This window comes from Kamptonema sp. UHCC 0994, from assembly GCF_029167235.1.
Lineage (GTDB): Bacteria > Cyanobacteriota > Cyanobacteriia > Cyanobacteriales > Microcoleaceae > Kamptonema.
Genome location: NZ_JARFTR010000070.1, coordinates 1 through 18,646, shown reverse-complemented (window position 1 = coordinate 18,646; position 18,646 = coordinate 1). Strand labels below are relative to the sequence as shown.

Sequence of the window (18,646 nt, the reverse complement as noted above, 5' to 3'; positions counted from 1 at the left end):
TTATTTACCGCCAAGATGGCGGCGTTACGATAACCTAAGTCCTGAATTAACAGTTAACAGTTAACAGTTAACAGTTAACTAAAAAGTGTAATTACTAGCATTAAAACTTCCAGCAGTGATATTTTTCAACGTCACCAGTACAGTAAAATCATTTTGAGCGCTAGCACCATCCGAGTCAATTTGCAATTCTGCATCAGAACCAACTTGAACCAACCGCAGAAACTTATCATTAATAGGATTAGAACCCGCATAGTTCAGTTTATTAAATACCGACTGCAAATTCAACACATCTCCGTCGTCCCCAGCCGCAAAATCGAGGATCGTATCGCCATTATCACTTAAATCGGAGAAAATAAAAACATCCCTACCTTCCCCGCCCTGTAACTGATCCGCACCAGCACCCCCCACCAAAGTATCATTGTCAGCGCCCCCCTCAAGGGTATCAGCTCCAATGCCCCCATAGAGTGTATCAGCACCTTCACGGCCGCAAAGTTCATCATTGCCAGCCTCACCGCTGAGGTAATCATCCCCCAAATCGCCGCAGACAAAATCGCCACCTTCCCCAGCAAAAACAAAATCGCTGCCTTTACCTGCAAAAATACTATCCTCCCCTTCCCAGCCAGAAATCGTATCAGATCCTTGATTACCGAACAAACTATCATTGCCATCGTTGCCGTAAATCAAGTCATCCCCTTCATTACCATAAACACTGTCATTACCGCTGTTGCCGTAAAGCGTATCATTCTCCGTCCCCCCAAACAGAGTATCGCCGTCTACTCCCCCATCCAGAATATCAGCGCCCTCCTCGCCCCAAACTAAGTCGCTGTCGCCACCCCCAAGCAGAGTGTCCCTGTCCTTACCACCAAAAAGAGTATCATTGCCACTGGTGGCATCCAAAATATCATCGCCTTGATAGCCTACAAGGCAATCGTCACCGCCTCCACCGATCAAAATGTCATTTCCGTCATTTCCAGTCAGAGTATCACCAATGCTCGTGGTAAAGGTCGCATTATCTGTCGGGTAGTTAAAAATGAAACTGGAACTGCCGTCAAAGGTGAGAGGTGTGAGGATCGGATCGTCTGGGCGGGTGGTATTACTGGGAGTATTATTTACAGGCGTGGGCGAGGCGCTAGGAATTGGTGCTGGACTTTCAGAGGGTAAAACTGGAATTGCTGCTGTAATGTCGTCAATTACCGTCACCTTAGTTTTGCCGTCGGTGTAACCTGTCGCCGCAGCCGTTAAATCTACTGTTTTCCAAGTAGTATCAATAATCTGATCGTTGACAGCATCGATGTTAAATTCTACGGTAGATTGCCCAGCACTGATAGTCAATTCTTTTGTGGCAACTCCGTTAAAATTAGCCTCCAATGGATCGCTAACAGTAACAGTTACATCAACTGGATTAACTATATTGCCAGTGCGGGTGACTTTTCCCCTCAATGTACCTGCGGGTACGATATCTGGAAAGGCCGAAGGAGAAATAGTTAAAGTGATGTTAGTACCAAAACTGAAGCGACTTAAAACGGGTTCTCGTAATATGAAATTATCAATTTCTGGCTCGGTAAACTCGACGTTACTATGAACGATATCGATTTCTGGAGCCGTTTTATCCCGCAGATTTTTGCTGATTAAAATCTGGTCGAGGGGTTGGGAGTTGCCATCAATAATTGCAGTATAGCGATCGGCAGGTATGTTGATATTTTCAACTAAATTGGTAAGAACCGCAGTTCCTTCTCCTTCTGGTTGACCTTTTAAAACATTTAAAGCTTCGGAGGTTGGGAAGTCATTAAAACTGCCTAAAACAATGATATTCGCATTGGCATCTGTGGCGAGGATACCATCTACAAAATTATTGACAGTTGCGGCTTGCTCAATTCGTTTGGCTTCGGAAAGTCTTGCTGGTGGCTGATTGGGGCTAAATAATGGCTCATCTTCTGCCTGGGAAATAAAATCATTGTTAACTACAAAAAATTTCTCATTATTGAACTCAAATAGTCCAGCAAGAGATTTGGACTGATTGTTAAAAGCGCTGTTTGTGGGGTCAATGCGGCCGGGATTGAGGGAAACAGTAGTACCGCTATTAACTTCAATAGCGTTGTCGGCACTGCCTGCTGTACCTGCGACAAAGGTAACGCGGCTAGGATTGAATAAAAAACCAGAACGGTTGTTGAGGGGGCCGCCGTCTTGGTTGTTAGTGGGGTTGATTTGCTGATAGTCATAAGTGCCACCTCCTGCTGTGGCGATCGCATCAATCAAAGCCTGATAAGTATCTTTAGCATCTACTATACCGTCATCTTTCTGGCCGCTATTATCGGATACATCCTGAAGGGCAATAATATCAGGTGCTTGGAGGTTGTTAGCGATGATATTGGCGAGGCGGCTAACTAGCTTTTCGGAACTAGGGTCAAGATTACTGGCGTTGAATGTCGCTACTGTTAACTGGCTATCACTACCTTTGAGGGCCGTTGTTTCCCGCGTGATCGGACTTGGTTGCAGGGGTTTGGCTGAGGGATTTAAGTCGGAAGTATTCAGTAATTCGTAGTTGCGATCGCGATAGTCTATTATCCCGCTTATAGTTCCCAATTGCGCCGCGACATTAACATCAGGATTGGTTAAAGAGGTATTAGTACCCTTAAATAGCGTATTGTCTACCTCAATCCGTTCTGGATTATAGTCAACATTAGTGCCAGAACTAATAATGGAAATACCCCCGCGCGGGGTACGGCCAGTAGCATTGGCCCCGTTATCTCCTAATATCCAAATTTCACCCTCGCTGTTGCTGGGACTAACTGCTACAGCATTATTGACCTGTACCAACATCCCTTCCAGACTTTCGTAGAAGTCCATCCCCTCGCTGTTAGGATTGAACAATTCGGCACTGGTTTCGATGTTACCAACAGCGCTTTTGATGGTTGTAGTTGGCGGAATCCGGCCGCCATTGCCGATAACTGTAGGGGCAGGTAAGGGGTTGCCTGTTGATACTGTTGTATAAGACGGAGTGACAATCTGGGTGACAGTGAGATTTTGGGGGTCGTTATTGGGTCGGATTTCCCTGACAATACCCGTAACTATCACTGAATCCCCTGATTTGAGGCTGGGTGTTGAACCCGTGAAGATGAAAATGCCGTCGGATGTGGCCGTGTTTCCGTCCCCAGAGGGGTCTTGGATATAAAATCCGCCATTTTCCTCACCCGTTACTGTAGCTGTATTCTGCTGTATAGCCGTAACAATCCCTGGAACTGTTGATAAAAGCTGGTTTTCTAAGGGAGAACGATGGTTTTTTCCCTGAATATCATAAATCCGTTGGGATTCTCGTCCTAAAGTTGTGTGGGTTCCTAGGTTACTGACATTGGTGGCGGCGTATGCGTCCCATTCTAGGCTAGGGTTAAAGGTTTGTTGGGGGTTGGTGGAACCTGCGATGACGCTGGTTTTGCGCCGCAAATTGGTATCCTGAGTGCTAATGTCTCCGTTAGTCCAAGCTGTACCGGGATCGAAGCCGACTTGACCGATCGCATCAATTACATTACTAGCTTTTCGCAGTACGATCGCGTCGTTGCCATTGAAGGATAATTCGGTATTGGTTTGATTGCCTTTGTCTAAAATGATGGCATCAGCGCTTTTGTCTGTCACGACAAAGGTTTTGCCTGCTGCGATCGTGCCAGTGAGGTTAATTGTTGTTGTGGGAGAAGTGCTACCATCTGCATAGATTTCTATAGCGTAGCCAGCCGATGAGAGGTCAACTGTAGATTCATTGCTGTTGTAGATTTCTAGCGCTTGGTTGCTAGTGCCACTTTGGATATACTCTGAAAAAAATAAATCTGTCATTGGATGCCCCTTTAGTATCTTTAGTATTTCAGGACTTATATCATGTCCGGTAAATTACTTACGATGTGTCATTGCGAGCGAAGCGAAGCAATCGCAAGGTGTTGGGATTGCTTCGCTTCGCTCGCAATGACAAGTATTTAACCGGACATGATATTACGCATTGTAACGGTGTAGCAAAGCTTTGGGATGGCTAAGCCCCCTGCGGGCAGGCTAGGCCAACAGAACCCTCACAATGACATAAATACATTGTTTGTGCGTAAGTCGTATATTTCAATACTTCGGACAGTTTTTAAGCAGCAAGAGTACCATAGAACAGGAGTTCAGGAAAGTTCGGGTGATTTAAAATCAAATTTTGGTCTAAATCTAACTTATCAATAAAGGTAGAAAGCAGATACCGATACCTCTGAGATATGCAGCCAGTTTTTCTTTAGCTTGACGTTCTTGCTCTCTACCAAGACGTTTCACAATTAAACCAACAGAAAACTAGCTGACGTAATCGCACTCTTACTCACACCAATCATCACACCCAACTGCTCCCCAGTCAAGAGATTCTTAATAATTGTCCCCTGATTGTTATCAGTCAATTCTAACTGGCCAAAACTCAAACCACCGCTTAATCCTATCAAATCTTGACCAATGGTAAAATCACCGATAGTATCAAATCCTTGACCAGCTTTTAAGACAAAAATATCATTACCACTACCGCCAATCAAACTATCATTTCCTAAATCTCCGTAGAGAATATCATCACCTTGACAACCTGTGAGAGTATCGTTATCTTCACCTCCGTAAATAGTGTCATTCCCTTCACAACCAGACAAGACATCTGACTGTTGATTACCACTAATTAAATCATTGCCTACGCCACCACAGATAGTATCTGAACCTAAGTTTCCAAATATGTTGTCATTACCTTCACTACCCAATATTGTATCGCTACCTTGACCTCCATATAAAACGTCATTATCCTTGCCACCATCAATGAAGTCATCATCTTTATTACCAAAAATGATATCATTACCTTCGCGGCCATTTAGCAAGTCATTGCCTTTACCTCCGAAGATTAAATCGTTACCCAACTCGCCAAGAATGATGTCGTTTCCTTCGTCTCCAAAGAGGATATCTTCGCCATTACCTCCGGTGATGAAGTCGTTGCCTTTATTGCCATTAAAGATATCGTTGCTGTCGCCACCATAGAGGTTGTCATCCCCTGAAGAAGCATCGAATATATTGCCAGTTTTACTGCCGAGAAATTTATCATTTTTGGCAGTACCTATTTGAATTTCGGGTACTCCGATGATAGTATTTTCAACTTGGTTAGGTTGGTTTAATTCGGGATAGACAATTCGATCGCAGATGCAGCTATCGTCTGGGATGTTGTTAGTTATTGGCGTGGGAGTTGGCGTTACCGATGGCGTTGGCGTTACCGATGGCGTAGGCGTTACCGTTGGTGTTGGCGTTACCGATGGAGTTGGTGTCGCTGTGGGAATTGGTGTTGGCGTTACCGATGGAGTCGGCGTTACCGTTGGTGTTGGCGTTACCGATGGAGTTGGTGTCGCTGTGGGAATTGGTGTTGGCGTTACCGATGGAGTCGGCGTTACCGTTGGTGTTGGCGTTACCGATGGAGTTGGTGTCGCTGTCGGAACAGGTGTTGGTGTTGGCGTTACCGATGGAGTTGGTGTTGGTGTCGGAACAGGTGTCGGTGTTGGCGTTACCGATGGAGTTGGTGTTGGTGTCGGAACAGGTGTTGGTGTTGGTGTCGGAATTGGTGTTGGTGTTGGTGTCGGAGTTGCAACATTAACACTAAAAGTACCCAAACTGCTAGCAGCAGCAAAATTACCAATAGCATCCTTTACCTGGGATGGTTGCAAGTTAACAGTATAAGTTGCATTGTCAGCATTGTCCCAACTTCCCCCAGGCGGAATAAACGAATAAGTAGCTGTACGCGGCGTACCATTTCCAGCAGGAGTAACACCGACAAATTGTGCAGGAATAGCACCGCCTGACCAATTTACAACCACGTCAGAATTATCTAAACTGCTAACATCAACTCCACTGTTATCGCTGAAAGTCACTGTCAATGTCTGACTTGTACCACCCGCTGTAGTAATGTTAGAAATTGCACCCAAGTTAGCAGTAGGTACAGTAAGATCAGCAGTGCGAGTTAATTGAGTGGCTGCTGTATTATTATTACCCGCAGTATCAGTTGCTTTAGCCGCCGGGACATCAACTGTGACATTACCATCAGCATTCGGTGTGACGGTAAAATTATAAGTCGTGCCGCTACCTGTAAAGCCGCTCACAGTGCCGTTACCAACATTAACACCTGTTGCGCTAAATCCTGTTACGCTTTCACTGAAAGTTGCTGTTACTGCAAAAGGTGCGTTTGTGGTGGTTGGGGATGCTGATGTTAAGGCAATTGTTGGTACAGTTGTATCAACAATTATGGCTTTACTATTGGCTAAAGATTGTCCAACAGGAATAGTTAATGTTGCATTATTGCCAGCAGTATCTTTTAAGGTTGCACCAACCGCTAAAGTTATGGTAGTTGAGTTAAGGTCAGTGCTATTTTGTCCGGTGGCGGGAGTATAAGTGCCGACAGCGCTAGTGCCTGTGAAAGCTGCAATAGTAACAGTACCACCTGTGTCTAAGGCAACTGTCATGTTACCACCTGCTAAAGTCACTGCTTCGCTGAAATTGACGGTGACGTTGATGTTGCCAGTTGTGCTGTAACTACCGTCAGTGGTGGTAGAGGTGATACTGGTGACAGTGGGTGCAACGGTGTCAATAACTATGGCTTTACTACCGCCGAGGGAGTTAGCTGTGGCTAAAGTGGGGAGGGTTAAAAAGGCATCCCAGCCAGTAGCAGCAGTCTCTTTAATTGTGCTGCCGTTGAGAGTGAGAGCCGTTGTGGAGAGATATTCTAAGTCAGCAGAAGTGTCTCCGGCTTGCACTACATAGTCGAAGGTGAGTACAGTACCGCCGCTACCACCAGTATAAGTGGCAAATTGGTCAGTGGTGCCAGTTTCTAGTTGTAGTTGAGGTGTGCCACCTGTGGTATCTACATTCACAGCCGCATCAAAGGTGACAGTGATATTGATAGTGGAGCCGATACTGTAGCTACTGTCAATGTTGGTAGCGGTGACGGCAGTTACTTTGGAGGTGGTGTTGAGGAATATGGAGGCGTTGTTGCTGTTCACCACTGCTAAGTCCGGTTTGCCGTCGCCGTTGAAGTCGCCGATGCTGACGGAGCGGGGCACAGTGCCAGTGGTGAAGTCTTCTTTCGGGGCGAAGGTGGGGGTGGTGGCTCCCGTGGTAGTCGTGTTCAGCAGGATGGAGATGGTGCTGAAGGCTTCGCCCACTGTTACTAAGTCCGGTTTGCCGTCACCGTTGAAGTTGCCGATGCTGACGGAGTTGGGGCCGATGTCAGTGGTGAAGTCTTCTTTCGGGGCGAAGGTGGGGGTGGTGGCTCCGGTGGCGGTGGTGTTGATCAGGATGGAGGCATTGTCGCTGCCGATGTTCGCCGTTGCTAAGTCCGGTTTTCCGTCGCCGTTGAGGTCGCCGATGCTGACGGATTGGGGCTGAGTGCCAGTGGTGAAGTCTACTTTCGGGGCGAAGGTGGGGGTGGTGGCATTAGTGGCGGTGGTGTTTAGGAATATGGAGGCAGTGCTGCTGCCGGCGCTCGCCACTGCTAAGTCCGGTAAGCCGTCGCCGTTGAGGTCGCCGATGCTGACGGAGAAGGGCCCAGTGCCAGTGGTGAAGTCTACTTTCGGGGCGAAGGTGGGGGTGGTGGCTCCGGTGGCGGTGGTGTTCAGGAATATTGAGGCGCTGGTGCTGTTGAGGTTCGCCACTGCTAAGTCCGGTTTGCCGTCGCCGTTGAAGTCGCCGATGCTGACGGAGCGGGGATCGGTGCCAGTGGTGAAATCTACTTTCGGGGCGAAGGTGGGGGTGGTGGCTCCGGTGGCGGTGGTGTTGAGTAGGATGGAGGCGCTGGCGCTGTCGTAGTTCGCCACAGCTAAGTCCGGTTTGCCGTCGCCGTTGAAGTCGCCGATGCTGACGGAGCGGGGCAAATTGCCAGTGGTGAAGTCTACTTTCGGGGCGAAGGTGGGGGTGGTGGCTCCGGTGGCGGTGGTGTTGAGCAGGATGGAGGCGGTGAAGCCGTAGTTGTTCGCCGTTGCTAAGTCCGGTAAGCCGTCGCCGTTGAAGTCGCCGATGCTGACGGAGAATGGCCCACCGCCAGTGGGGAAGTCTACTTTAGTGGCGAAGCCCAGGATGCCGCTGTAGGTGTTGCGGGCTGTGGCGTTAAATGGTATGGTGGCTTTGATGTGGCCGGTTTGGACTTCTAGTTCCCAGTCTCCGCCTAATTCGGCGCTACCTGTGGGGGTGGCTGAGGCGGCGATGTGGGCTTCGGTGATTTCACTGAGTCGTTTGACGAAGTTTTGACCGGTTTCTCCTTTGGCGATTTCGCAGCCATATAATAGGATGTCGGCGTTTTGGGTGAGCGCTTTTCCCCATTGTTTGATTTGGGGGCTGAATTTTTCTATATTATGGCTATTGAGGGCTTCGGTGCTGAGGTTGAGGCTGCCTTCGCTGCCGTGGGATAGGATGTGTAGGGCTGAAATGTCTTTTTGATTGGCTAGGGCGTTGGTTATTTGTTCGATGCCGCTCAAATTTTCATTTAAAATGAAAATTTGAGCGGCATCGGCTTTGTTAATTAGGCTTTGGTAATCTTGCACGGAGGGGGCTACAAAGATTATTTGGTTGTTCACGGTAGATTACCTGATATTTTTTATATAGAATAATTTTATCATAGCCATTTGGGTATATCACCCCCTTTATGGGAACTTTACATTTGAGGAGATGATTAATTTTAGTATAATATTAGCATAAATTTAGTATCAACTATGAAATTCATTAACCCCAAAACTGATTACGCCTTTAAAAAAATCTTTGGTTCGGATCAAAGTCACGATATTTTAATTAGTTTCCTGAATGCGATTGTCTATCAAGGTGAGACTTTCATCACTTCTTTGGAAATTATTGACCCCTACGCACCGGGGAGAATTTCTGGTTTGAAAACTACTTATTTTGATGTGAAAGCTCAACTAAATAATGGGGAAAATGTGTTAATTGAAATGCAGGCATTTAATGTGCCGGCTTTTGGAAAGAGGATTCTTTATAATACGGCTAAAATGTATGTGAATCAACTGAAATTAGGAGAGATTTATCCTGAGTTGAGAGCCGCTATCGGTGTAGCCGTGACAGATTTTACCATGTTTAATGAACATAATAAAGTGATTTCCCAATTTACGCTCAAGGAAGATGAGTTATTACTGAATTATCAGCATAGTCCGTTAAAGTTAGTGTTTGTGGAGTTACCTAAGTTTAATAAAAGCTTAGAAGAGTTGAGTAATATTACCGATAAATGGCTTTATTTTCTTAGGAAAGCACCGGATTTAGAAGTGGTGCCAGAATCTATGTCAATTGTACCGGAAATTGAGAAGGCTTTTACGATTGCCGATCGGGTAAACTTAAGTTTGGAGGAGGTGGATGATTTGGAGAAACGGGAGCAATTTGAAAGGGAAAGGATTGGTGCTCTTGAGTTGAGTAAGGCTGAGGGGTTGGCTGAGGGCATAGAAATTGGTGAGCAAAGGGGCATCGAAATTGGTCAAATAAATCTGATTAAACGCCTATTACAACGACAATTAGGTGAGCTTAATCAAGAAATTGAAGCTAGTTTATCAACCCTATCATCAGAACAATTATCGGCTTTAGCTGAGGCTATTTTTGACTTTTCTAGTATAGCTGACTTATCCAGTTGGCTAGAAACTAATTGCCCTAATTGAACATAACTGAGACGATCGCCTACCTGACAAGTTACAATTTTACATTAAGAATAAATTAAATATGTATTCAGATTCTTTGAACAACGATCGCACTGATTTTAATACCACCCAAAAACACGAGATTTTTGGCGATCGCGAGTTACCATCTTGGTTAACCCAACAACAAATCAGCCTCGCTTGCACCACCTATCAAACTAGCAGATTAATGTTAATTGGTAGCAATCCCGAAACTAATACTATTTCTGGATATTGGCGAATCTTCGATCGCGCAATGGGGCTTTATTGCACCCACAATCGCATCTATCTAAGTTCAAAATATCAACTTTGGCAATTAGAAAATGTGTTAGCTGCGGGAGCGCAATATCAAGGTTACGATCGCCTATATATTCCCAGAATCGGCTACACTACAGGAGATATCGACATTCACGATATTGCTGTAGATAAAGATAACCAAATCATTTTTATTAGCACATTGTTCAATTGTATCGCCACAGTGAGCGATCGCCACAGTTGTAAACCTCTCTGGAAACCACCTTTTATCTCCCAATATATCAACGAAGATCGCTGTCACCTCAACGGTTTAGCAATGGTAGAAGGGGAAGCGAAATATGTCACCGCCGTGAGTCAGTCAGATGTTGTAGATGGGTGGCGCGATCGCCGAAAAAACGGCGGTGTAGTGATTGATATCCCATCAAATGATATCATCGTCACAGGGTTGTCAATGCCGCACTCACCGCGCTGGTATCAAGATAAATTGTGGTTGTTAAATTCGGGAAAAGGAGAATTGGGATATGTGGATTTAGACACAGGGAAATTTAACCCCATTGCATTTTGTCCGGGCTATTTACGAGGTTTAGCCTTTTGGCAAAATTGGGCAATTGTGGGACTTTCTAAACCCAGAGGAAATGATAAAACCTTTGGCGGTTTAGAATTAGATGAATTACTCACTAAAAAAGATGCAGAACCCCGATGTGGTATCATGGTAATTGATATTAATACGGGAACAATTGTTCACTGGTTGCGGTTTGAAGGCATAGTTACAGAACTCTATGACGTGCAAATAATTCCCGAAGCACAAAAACCAATGGCATTAGGTTTTCAAACCGATGAAATTGCCCAATTAATTACCTTAGAAACTTAAGGTCAAAGCCTTAGTCCGCCAGGGCTAAAACCCGTGACGGCTTTCGGCTTAAATTGACATCAATAGGTAGTCATTTCCTTTTATCTTTCTTCCTTCTTTTTTCCGAGGGAATAAGCGAAAATGCCGATTCCCTCCGATTTAATCCGTTTCTTTGCTACTTACGCAATTCCCACCAATTTAGCGCTCAGATCCCACATCCGCTCAGCTTTCTCATCATCCCTTGCTTGGGGAGAAACTGTTTGTACAAAAGACTTACCATCTATCTTCTGTCGATTTCCCCAACTCCAATAAGCACCAGATTGACGATATTCGGGATCTGCAACCACCGCCGCTACGCGCTCACCAGATAATTCTTCCGACACAAAACCACCAGTAATGTACTTCTGGAATAATGGGAAAAGTTTCTGAAACAACGGATAGTGATTGCGGAATAGAGGTGTTTCCGCAACACAACCTGGATAAAGAGAAGTGAAAGTAATTCCCGTAGATTCGTAATAGCGCCGATGCAATTCCCGCATCGTCAGCACGTTACAAACTTTACTATCTTTATAGGCTTTGACAGGTTCAAATTTCTTACCATCAATCATCGAAATTGGTGCTTTAAAGCCATTTTCAAAGCCCTTAAGATCGCCCAAATCTGGTCGCGGTGGAATCTTCCCGCCCAACTCGTCTGGGTTATGGGTGACGGTTCCCAAAATTACCAACCGCCGATCTCCAAAGCTGGATCTCTTCAGATCCTCTAGCATCAGGTTACAGAGGAGGAAATGACCAAGGTGATTTGTCGCGACGCTCAATTCAAATCCGTCTGGGCTTCGTAAGGGTTCCTTTAATAAAGGCATATAAATGGCGGCGTTACACACCAAAGCATCCAGTGACCTACCACTTGCCCGGAAGTTGTTTACAAACTCTCTAACGCTATATAAGGAGCCTAAGTCGATGTGCATTAGCGTGTAGCTATCGGCGGGCATTCCCACCGCTTCGGCCGCTTTTTTTGCCTTGGGCAAATTGCGACAGGCCATCACTACGTGCCATTGCTTCCTTTTGGCAAAGGCTAAAGCCGTGTACAAACCGACTCCTGATGATGCACCTGTGATTACAACTGTTAACTTTCGCTCTTGTTCCATACTGTTGTGAATTCCGTTGAGTTAGCACTTACGCATTATTTAGGTAATTCTGTCATTGCGAGTGAAACTAAGCAATGGCCATCATTAATTTTTTGCTGTTTTTGCGTAAGGTAGGTAGATGAAAACAAACAAAAGGATGTAAAGCGATATTTAAGCAACTAGAACACTTTTCTCTTGAGTATGGTCGCTGTTTGATGAATGCCTGACCTCAACCATAAATATTAATTTTGACCTATACTTAGGTGATAGGGATTAGCAATCAGCAATTAGCAATTAGCTATTAGCTATTAGCCATCACCAATTAGCAATTAGCTATTAGCTATTAGCCATCACCAATTACCAATTACCAATATTACTTTTGAACCAGTTTCACCTTAGTCGCTAAACCAAGTGATTGTAGCAATTGAATTGTCATCCAAGTTAAGTCAATTTCCCACCATTTTAAACCATGACGAGCAGAGTATTGAAATGCGTGGTGATTGTTGTGCCAGCCTTCACCGTAGGTAACTAAAGCTACCCACCAGCAGTTAGTAGAACTATCACTTGTCTCGTAAGTACGATAGCCAAATTTGTGAGTAGCGCTATTTACAAACCAAGTACAGTGATATACTAAAGCTAGGCGAACAAAGATTGCCCAAACGACAAAAGGTAAACCCCCAATTAACAACAGTAAAAGACCAAAAGCAATCTGAATGGGGAGAAAATAATTTTGAAAGAACTTATAAACTGGGTCGTCAGCAATGTCTTTTGTACAGCGATCGATAGTATCAAGAGCAGGACAATGATAAAACATCCAACCGATGTGGCTCCACCAAAAACCGCGCCGGGAATCGTGGGGGTCTAGGACTCCTTGATCTGAGTGTTGATGGTGGACTCGGTGCAATCCTACCCAGTGAATTACTCCTCCTTGACCGGAAAGGACACCGCAAAAAACTAGAAAATATTCTACCCATTTTGGTGTCTGAAAACTACGGTGGCTGACTAGACGGTGCCATCCTAAAGTGATGCCTAAACCGCCTGTCACCCAATGCAAAATGATGGCTAAACTAATGGCAGCCCAGTTAAAATTACTTGGAAATAGGGCGCACAGGGCTCCGATGTGAACTACTGCCAAACTAATAATGTGCGTCCAATTGAGTTCTAGTTTGGGTTCGATGGCAATTGTCATGCTCTATCTGGATAGAAGGTTGTGGCTAGTAAAGGGTTGTTTGTTTTTGGTGCAGATTGTCGGTAATGGATTTGATTGAGGCAATCAGCAATAGATTTTGACCATTACCAATTACCTATTACCCATTAACAATTATTATTTTTCTGCTTCTGCGAGTTTTACTTTGGTAGCTAAACCAAGTGCTTGCAAAAATTGAATTGTCATCCAAGTCATGTCAATTTCCCACCATTTCAAACCGTGACGAGCAGAGTATTGAAATGCGTGGTGGTTGTTATGCCAGCCTTCGCCGTAGGTAACGACCGCTACCCACCAACAATTTGTAGAGCGATCGCCTGCGTCATAGGTACGGTAGCCGAATTTGTGGGTAGCGCTGTTAACAAGCCAAGTGCAGTGAAATACGATCACAATTCGGGCAAAAATGCCCCAAACTACAAAGGGCCAGCCCCCTAAAAAGTAGAGCAAGATGCCAAAGGCAATTTGGATGGGTATAAAGTAGGTTTGGAAAAATTTATAAACGGGGTCATCTGCAATATCTTTGGTGTAACGGGGGATTTGATCTCTGATCGGCAGCTTATAGAGCATCCAACCCATGTGACTCCACCAAAAGCCTTGATTAGAATCGTGGGGATCTGGTTCAGTATCGGAGTGAACGTGGTGCAACCTGTGCATTCCTACCCATTCGATGGGGCCGCCTTGGCAGGAGAGAGTTCCGCAAAAAACTAGGAAGTATTCCAGCCATTTTGGGGTCTGGAAGCTGCGGTGCGTTACTAGGCGGTGAAATGCCAAGGTAACACCTAATCCGCCTGTTACCCAGTGCAGAAATAGGGCTAGAGCAATGGCCGACCAACTAAAGTTACTAGGCAGGAGAGCAAATAAGGCTCCAATATGGAGAAATGCCATAAAGCCTATGATTGTCCAATCAGGGCTAAGTTTTGTTGTGGTAGTTGCGATCGTCATGAAGATAATAGGTTTACTAACTAAGGGGCCATATCTGCGGTTTATTAACTAATGGGCCATATCTGCGCCATAATGAACACCGCGCACTCAAATAGTGAGCTAGGTGAGGATGAATAGCACTGAACGGCTACAAGAAGCAGAGCAGGCACTCTTTCAGATTTTTTCTGGAATTGGCGCGACAGTCAAGCAAAATCTCAAACGAGTTCTCAATGCCTTTCACCACCATCGCGTAGGTGTTCACCATTTTGCAGGGGTTACGGGCTACGGTCACGACGATTTGGGGCGTGAGACTTTCGATCGGGTGTTCGCTGAAATCGTGGGGGCCCAGGCCGCTGCGGTGCGAGTCCAGTTTGTTTCGGGAACTCATGCGATCGCCTGCGCTTTGTTTGGCAATCTCCGTCCGGGAGACGAAATGCTGGCGGTGGCTGGTGCTCCCTACGATACCTTGGAAGAAGTTATCGGTCTCCGGGGTCACGGTCAAGGTTCTCTGATTGAGTTTGGCATTAGTTACCGCGAGTTGCCTCTAAGTAAGGATGGAAGCGTGGACTGGCAGGCGTTGAAGTCTGCTGTTACAGACAAAACTCGCCTTGTTTTTATCCAGCGTTCTTGCGGCTATTCTTGGCGACCTAGTTTATCAATTTCTGATATTGAAAAAATCGTTCAAATAGTCAAGCATCAGAATTCTAACACAATTTGCTTTGTAGATAATTGTTACGGAGAATTTGTGGATGAGTGCGAACCGCCGGCGGTTGGTGCTGATTTGATTGCTGGTTCGCTGATTAAAAATCCGGGTGGTACTATTGTCCCTACTGGGGGTTATGTAGCAGGCAGAGCAGATTTGGTGGAGGCGGCTACTTGTCGATTAACTGCGCCGGGAATTGGTAGCGGTGGAGGTGCAACTTTTGATTTGAATCGCTTGCTATTTCAGGGTCTATTTTTAGCACCTCAATTAGTCGGGGAAGCGATGAAGGGAAATCATTTAACTAGCTATGTTTTTTATAAATTGGGTTATAAGGTGAATCCAATGCCTGCTGCGAAGCGGCGAGATGTAATTCAGGCAATTCAGTTTGGTTCTGCTGAAAAATTGGTGGCTTTTTGTAGGGCAATTCAGCAGAATTCTCCGGTGGGTTCTTATTTAGATCCTGTGCCTGCACCGATGTTAGGATATGAAAGTCAGTTGGTGATGGCTGGTGGTACTTTTGTTGATGGAAGTACGTCGGAGTTTTCTGCTGATGGGCCGTTGCGGGAGCCTTATATTGCTTTTTGTCAAGGAGGGACGCATTGGACTCATATTGCGATCGCGCTGGAAGCTGCGATCGATGCTGTGGGGCCTGCTTCGTAGGGTGGGCGCTGCTGCGATAAATTTTTGGTTAATAACAAAAAACTATAGCAGCACCCAGCTTACATAATTGCAACTCAAAGAGCGCACAAGCGCAACAACTTAGCCGGTCTAAGATTCTGGCAACTTATATTGTCCGACTATTCGCTTAGCATATTCTGGTACATGAGCCTCCAATTTCTCCGGGTGATTCCGCTTAACATAGAGATAATTGCGAGTGAAATGAGAATCAATCGAAAATCGCGCGTATTCCAAACCTTTAGGCCCAATTCTCTCAATAAATACTCCCATTAATTTTGCCGCCCACATTGGCAAAGTTACTCCCTTTTCATAGGCAGGAATACTTTGTTGAACAGCAGGCATCCTATTACCCTGAGACATCACAGGCTGAGTATTTAATTGATCCATTACTAAGTCTAACATCTCTTGTCCGGTATCATTTCGTACCACAATCCATTGCCAGCCAAAAGGTGCGCCCATGTAGCCAACAACCAAGTCTGCTAAACTATTAACGTAATCAAAACAGCTCAGGCAAGAAGGGGCAAAAACGTCTTTAAGTTCCTTAGTATTCAGTCCAAAAAATGGTACTTTTTCTGTAGATCCATCTTCATGCTTAAAGTGAACGTTAAAATCCTGCATAAACTCATAAGACACCACTGTTTTATGAGAACTGCTAGTAGTTTCTAGGAATTTTTGCAAACCATCACGACTAACATTATCAACACAGGGAGTACCCAAAACATAGAGTTTTTCTAAGCCTAGTTTTTGCTCTACTGTTCGTAATGCTTGAATTTGACAACCAACGCCAATTACTAACAACCGCTTCATCCCCGATTTCTCGATCTGTTCCAATACTGAAAGGTTGGGAGAAAGCGTTGGTTTATTCACTTTTGCTGCTAATATTTCCTCTGGAGTTGTAGCAATAATTGGCATCGGTTGAAAGCGGTCTTCTTTGGTATTTTGAACGCAAACCACGCCTTCAACGATGCCGCGATTCAGCATTTCTATGGCAATTGTGCTAACAATTCCCGTCCATTGTGCGCCCTCAATTGGCTCCTTTTTGCGGGCCGCCATCATGGTTTGATTAACGCCGAAATACCAGTCATCGGGGTTGTCGAGATTGCGCGATCGCCCGTGTATTTCTGCTTCCAGTTCCGCAATGTGCTGAGTCAGGAAGGCGCAAGCTTCCTTGACATAATGGATATAATATGTATCGCAAAGACCACATTCGCTGCAAAGTTCTTTTGCGGGGCGGCGACTGTTTGGTTTGAGGGCTTTGGCTTTTTTGTGCTGGGTAGATTCAGTTGCGGTCATCTAAATTGCTGATTTTATGGAGAGGTGGCTTTTATTAAGATAATTGATTCTTCATCTTACACAATACTTGCCCACTCCCCAAAAACAAAATAGAGACGCGATCGCTCGCATCTCTATATCAAACAGAGTGAGCAATACCCACCCTATAAATTAGCTATTCTGAGTCACAGGAGCACTCGGACTTACAGAAGTCTTAGGCCGCTTCTTGATCAACTGCGGTTTGTGAGAATCAGTAACCGGTTGCTCATCTTCTACAGCGTAATCTGACCCCATCCAAGCCGGACGACTTTGATCGAAAGTCATTTGCAGAGCCGCAGCCGCGATCGCATGAGGATCGTACTCCTCACACAACTGAGATACTAAAGGTAAGAAAGAAGCCATGCGCTCACCGGCCAGCGCTTCGCGCACCTTAGCTTGCATCTTCTCTAATTGCTTACCTTCAATCTGCGATCGCGTTGGAATCGTGCGAACCGTCAGAGTTTGGCGCACATGACGCTCAATCAAGCGCAACTTCCGGCGATCCACCGCCTGAATCAACGTAATCGCCGTCCCCTCGCGGCCAGCACGACCCGTGCGACCAATCCGGTGAACATAGCTTTCCACGCTATCGGGTAAATCGTAGTTAATGACGTGAGTCAAATCATTCACGTCCAAACCCCGCGCCGCAATATCCGTCGCTACTACCCAGCGCACCTGACTTTGGTGGAAACGAGACAATAACCGCTCCCTTTGGGCTTGGTTCAAATTCCCGTGATATTCATCAACGCTGTGACCGGCTGCTTGTAATTGGCTAGTCAACTCCGCCGCCGCTGCTCTTGTTCGCACAAAAATCAGTGCAGATTCGGGGTCTTCCATTTCCAAAATCGGCTGTAAAGCTCGCGATTTTGACCAACCGCGCGGAATCATGTATACGCACTGGCGGATACGCTTCGGTGTAGCTTTCGGTTGTTCCACCGTGACATTAATGGGCGATCGCAAATGCTTAGACACCAATTTGCGAATCGAAGCCTCCATCGTGGCAGAGAAAAACGCTGTCTGGTGATCTGCCGGTGCAGCCTCAAGGATCTTTTCCACATCTTGGATAAAGCCCATGCTCAGCATTTCGTCAGCTTCATCCAAAACCATCCATTTCAACTGGTCTAGCTTCAGACTGCCTCGGTTGAGCATATCAATAATCCGGCCAGGTGTTCCCACTACAATATGAACACCCCGGCGCAAGCGCTGCATCTGGCGATCGATCGATTGACCCCCGTACACAGTCAAAACTTGCAAAGAACGGCCTAATTTCACAGGGCCTTCGCTGAGACCGCTCAACTCGCGGATTGCCTCAGTCACTTGCAGCGCTAATTCACGAGTTGGAGTCAAAATCAGGGCTTGAACCGCAGTTACGCCAAGATCGATCCGTTCCAATATGGGCAACGAAAATGCTGCTGTTTTGCCCGTTCCTGTCTGAGCCTGACCCACCACATCGCGCCCAGCTAACAAATGAGGAATTGCTTGGGTCTGAATGGGTGTGGGTTCACTAAAGCCTAATGTCTCCAGATGGCGAATGCGCTCTTCTGAGATACCTAAGCTTTCAAACGTTAAATTCATTAATTCTCCTAGTAACGAGTTTTAGCCTTCTGAGTTGCCCAACTCGGATGCGGATTTCTGCGATAGTTGCAGGAACTCATAAGAGTTCGATATGGCGTTGCGTCTCCACGCCCGCCCGTATAATACCTTATCGAGTGCAGGGCAGCTTCGTCGAGGGGGAGTAATTCACCGACTCGACAGCCGTAGCTGAATTTCTGGAATCATCACCCTCTTTTTACTGGCTTATATAAGGATAGCGCTTTACATTCAGAAACAAAAGCTCAAAAGTATTAAATTTTTTCGACAACCCTGTAGAGATTACCGCACTAGGGGAGCAGGGGAGTGGGGGAGCGGGGGAGC

10 protein-coding genes are annotated in these 18,646 nt (G+C 45.8%); 3 read left to right on the top strand and 7 right to left on the bottom strand.

Translation table 11 applies throughout. The features are described 5' to 3' along the window. Nucleotides 1-78 precede the first annotated feature (78 nt). Nucleotides 79-3,825, bottom strand: a complete 3,747-nt coding sequence (locus tag PY364_RS07230) for a lamin tail domain-containing protein (RefSeq protein ID WP_275521562.1) — start codon at nt 3,823-3,825, stop codon at nt 79-81. A 467-nt stretch (nt 3,826-4,292) separates the two neighbouring features. Next, a complete protein-coding gene (locus tag PY364_RS07225) occupies nt 4,293-8,594 on the bottom strand; it encodes a DUF4347 domain-containing protein (protein ID WP_275521561.1) in 4,302 nt (1,433 codons plus the stop codon). A 135-nt stretch (nt 8,595-8,729) separates the two neighbouring features. Here PY364_RS07225 and PY364_RS07220 point away from each other — a divergent pair, with 135 nt between their 5' ends. Together PY364_RS07220 and PY364_RS07215 are read left to right on the top strand one after the other, a co-directional pair. Continuing rightward, nucleotides 8,730-9,671, top strand: a complete 942-nt coding sequence (locus PY364_RS07220; RefSeq protein WP_275521560.1) for an Rpn family recombination-promoting nuclease/putative transposase — start codon at nt 8,730-8,732, stop codon at nt 9,669-9,671. Nucleotides 9,672-9,732: 61 nt separating this feature from the next. Beyond that, complete coding sequence (locus tag PY364_RS07215; protein ID WP_275521559.1) at nt 9,733-10,812, top strand: TIGR03032 family protein; 1,080 nt, start codon at nt 9,733-9,735, stop codon at nt 10,810-10,812. A 158-nt stretch (nt 10,813-10,970) separates the two neighbouring features. Here PY364_RS07215 and PY364_RS07210 read toward each other — a convergent pair whose 3' ends face one another. From PY364_RS07210 to PY364_RS07200, 3 genes are all read right to left on the bottom strand, one after another. After that, entirely contained in the window at nt 10,971-11,936 is a 966-nt protein-coding gene (locus PY364_RS07210; protein WP_275521558.1) for a protochlorophyllide reductase, read from the bottom strand. Between the two features lie 352 nt (nt 11,937-12,288). Continuing rightward, nucleotides 12,289-13,104, bottom strand: a complete 816-nt coding sequence (locus tag PY364_RS07205) for a fatty acid desaturase (protein ID WP_275521557.1) — start codon at nt 13,102-13,104, stop codon at nt 12,289-12,291. Between the two features lie 135 nt (nt 13,105-13,239). Beyond that, complete coding sequence (locus PY364_RS07200; protein WP_275521556.1) at nt 13,240-14,061, bottom strand: acyl-CoA desaturase; 822 nt, start codon at nt 14,059-14,061, stop codon at nt 13,240-13,242. Between the two features lie 109 nt (nt 14,062-14,170). Here PY364_RS07200 and PY364_RS07195 point away from each other — a divergent pair, with 109 nt between their 5' ends. Further along, on the top strand, nt 14,171-15,403 hold the full coding sequence (locus PY364_RS07195) for a methionine gamma-lyase family protein (protein WP_275521555.1): 1,233 nt from the start codon (nt 14,171-14,173) through the stop codon (nt 15,401-15,403). A 108-nt stretch (nt 15,404-15,511) separates the two neighbouring features. Here the strand turns inward: PY364_RS07195 and PY364_RS07190 are convergent, their stop codons facing one another. Both PY364_RS07190 and PY364_RS07185 read right to left on the bottom strand, forming a co-directional pair. Beyond that, entirely contained in the window at nt 15,512-16,714 is a 1,203-nt protein-coding gene (locus tag PY364_RS07190) for a Coenzyme F420 hydrogenase/dehydrogenase, beta subunit C-terminal domain (RefSeq protein WP_275521554.1), read from the bottom strand. 150 nt (nt 16,715-16,864) lie between these two features. Then, nucleotides 16,865-18,307, bottom strand: coding sequence for a DEAD/DEAH box helicase (locus tag PY364_RS07185; RefSeq protein WP_275521552.1), 1,443 nt, complete (start codon nt 18,305-18,307; stop codon nt 16,865-16,867). Nucleotides 18,308-18,646 lie beyond the last annotated feature (339 nt).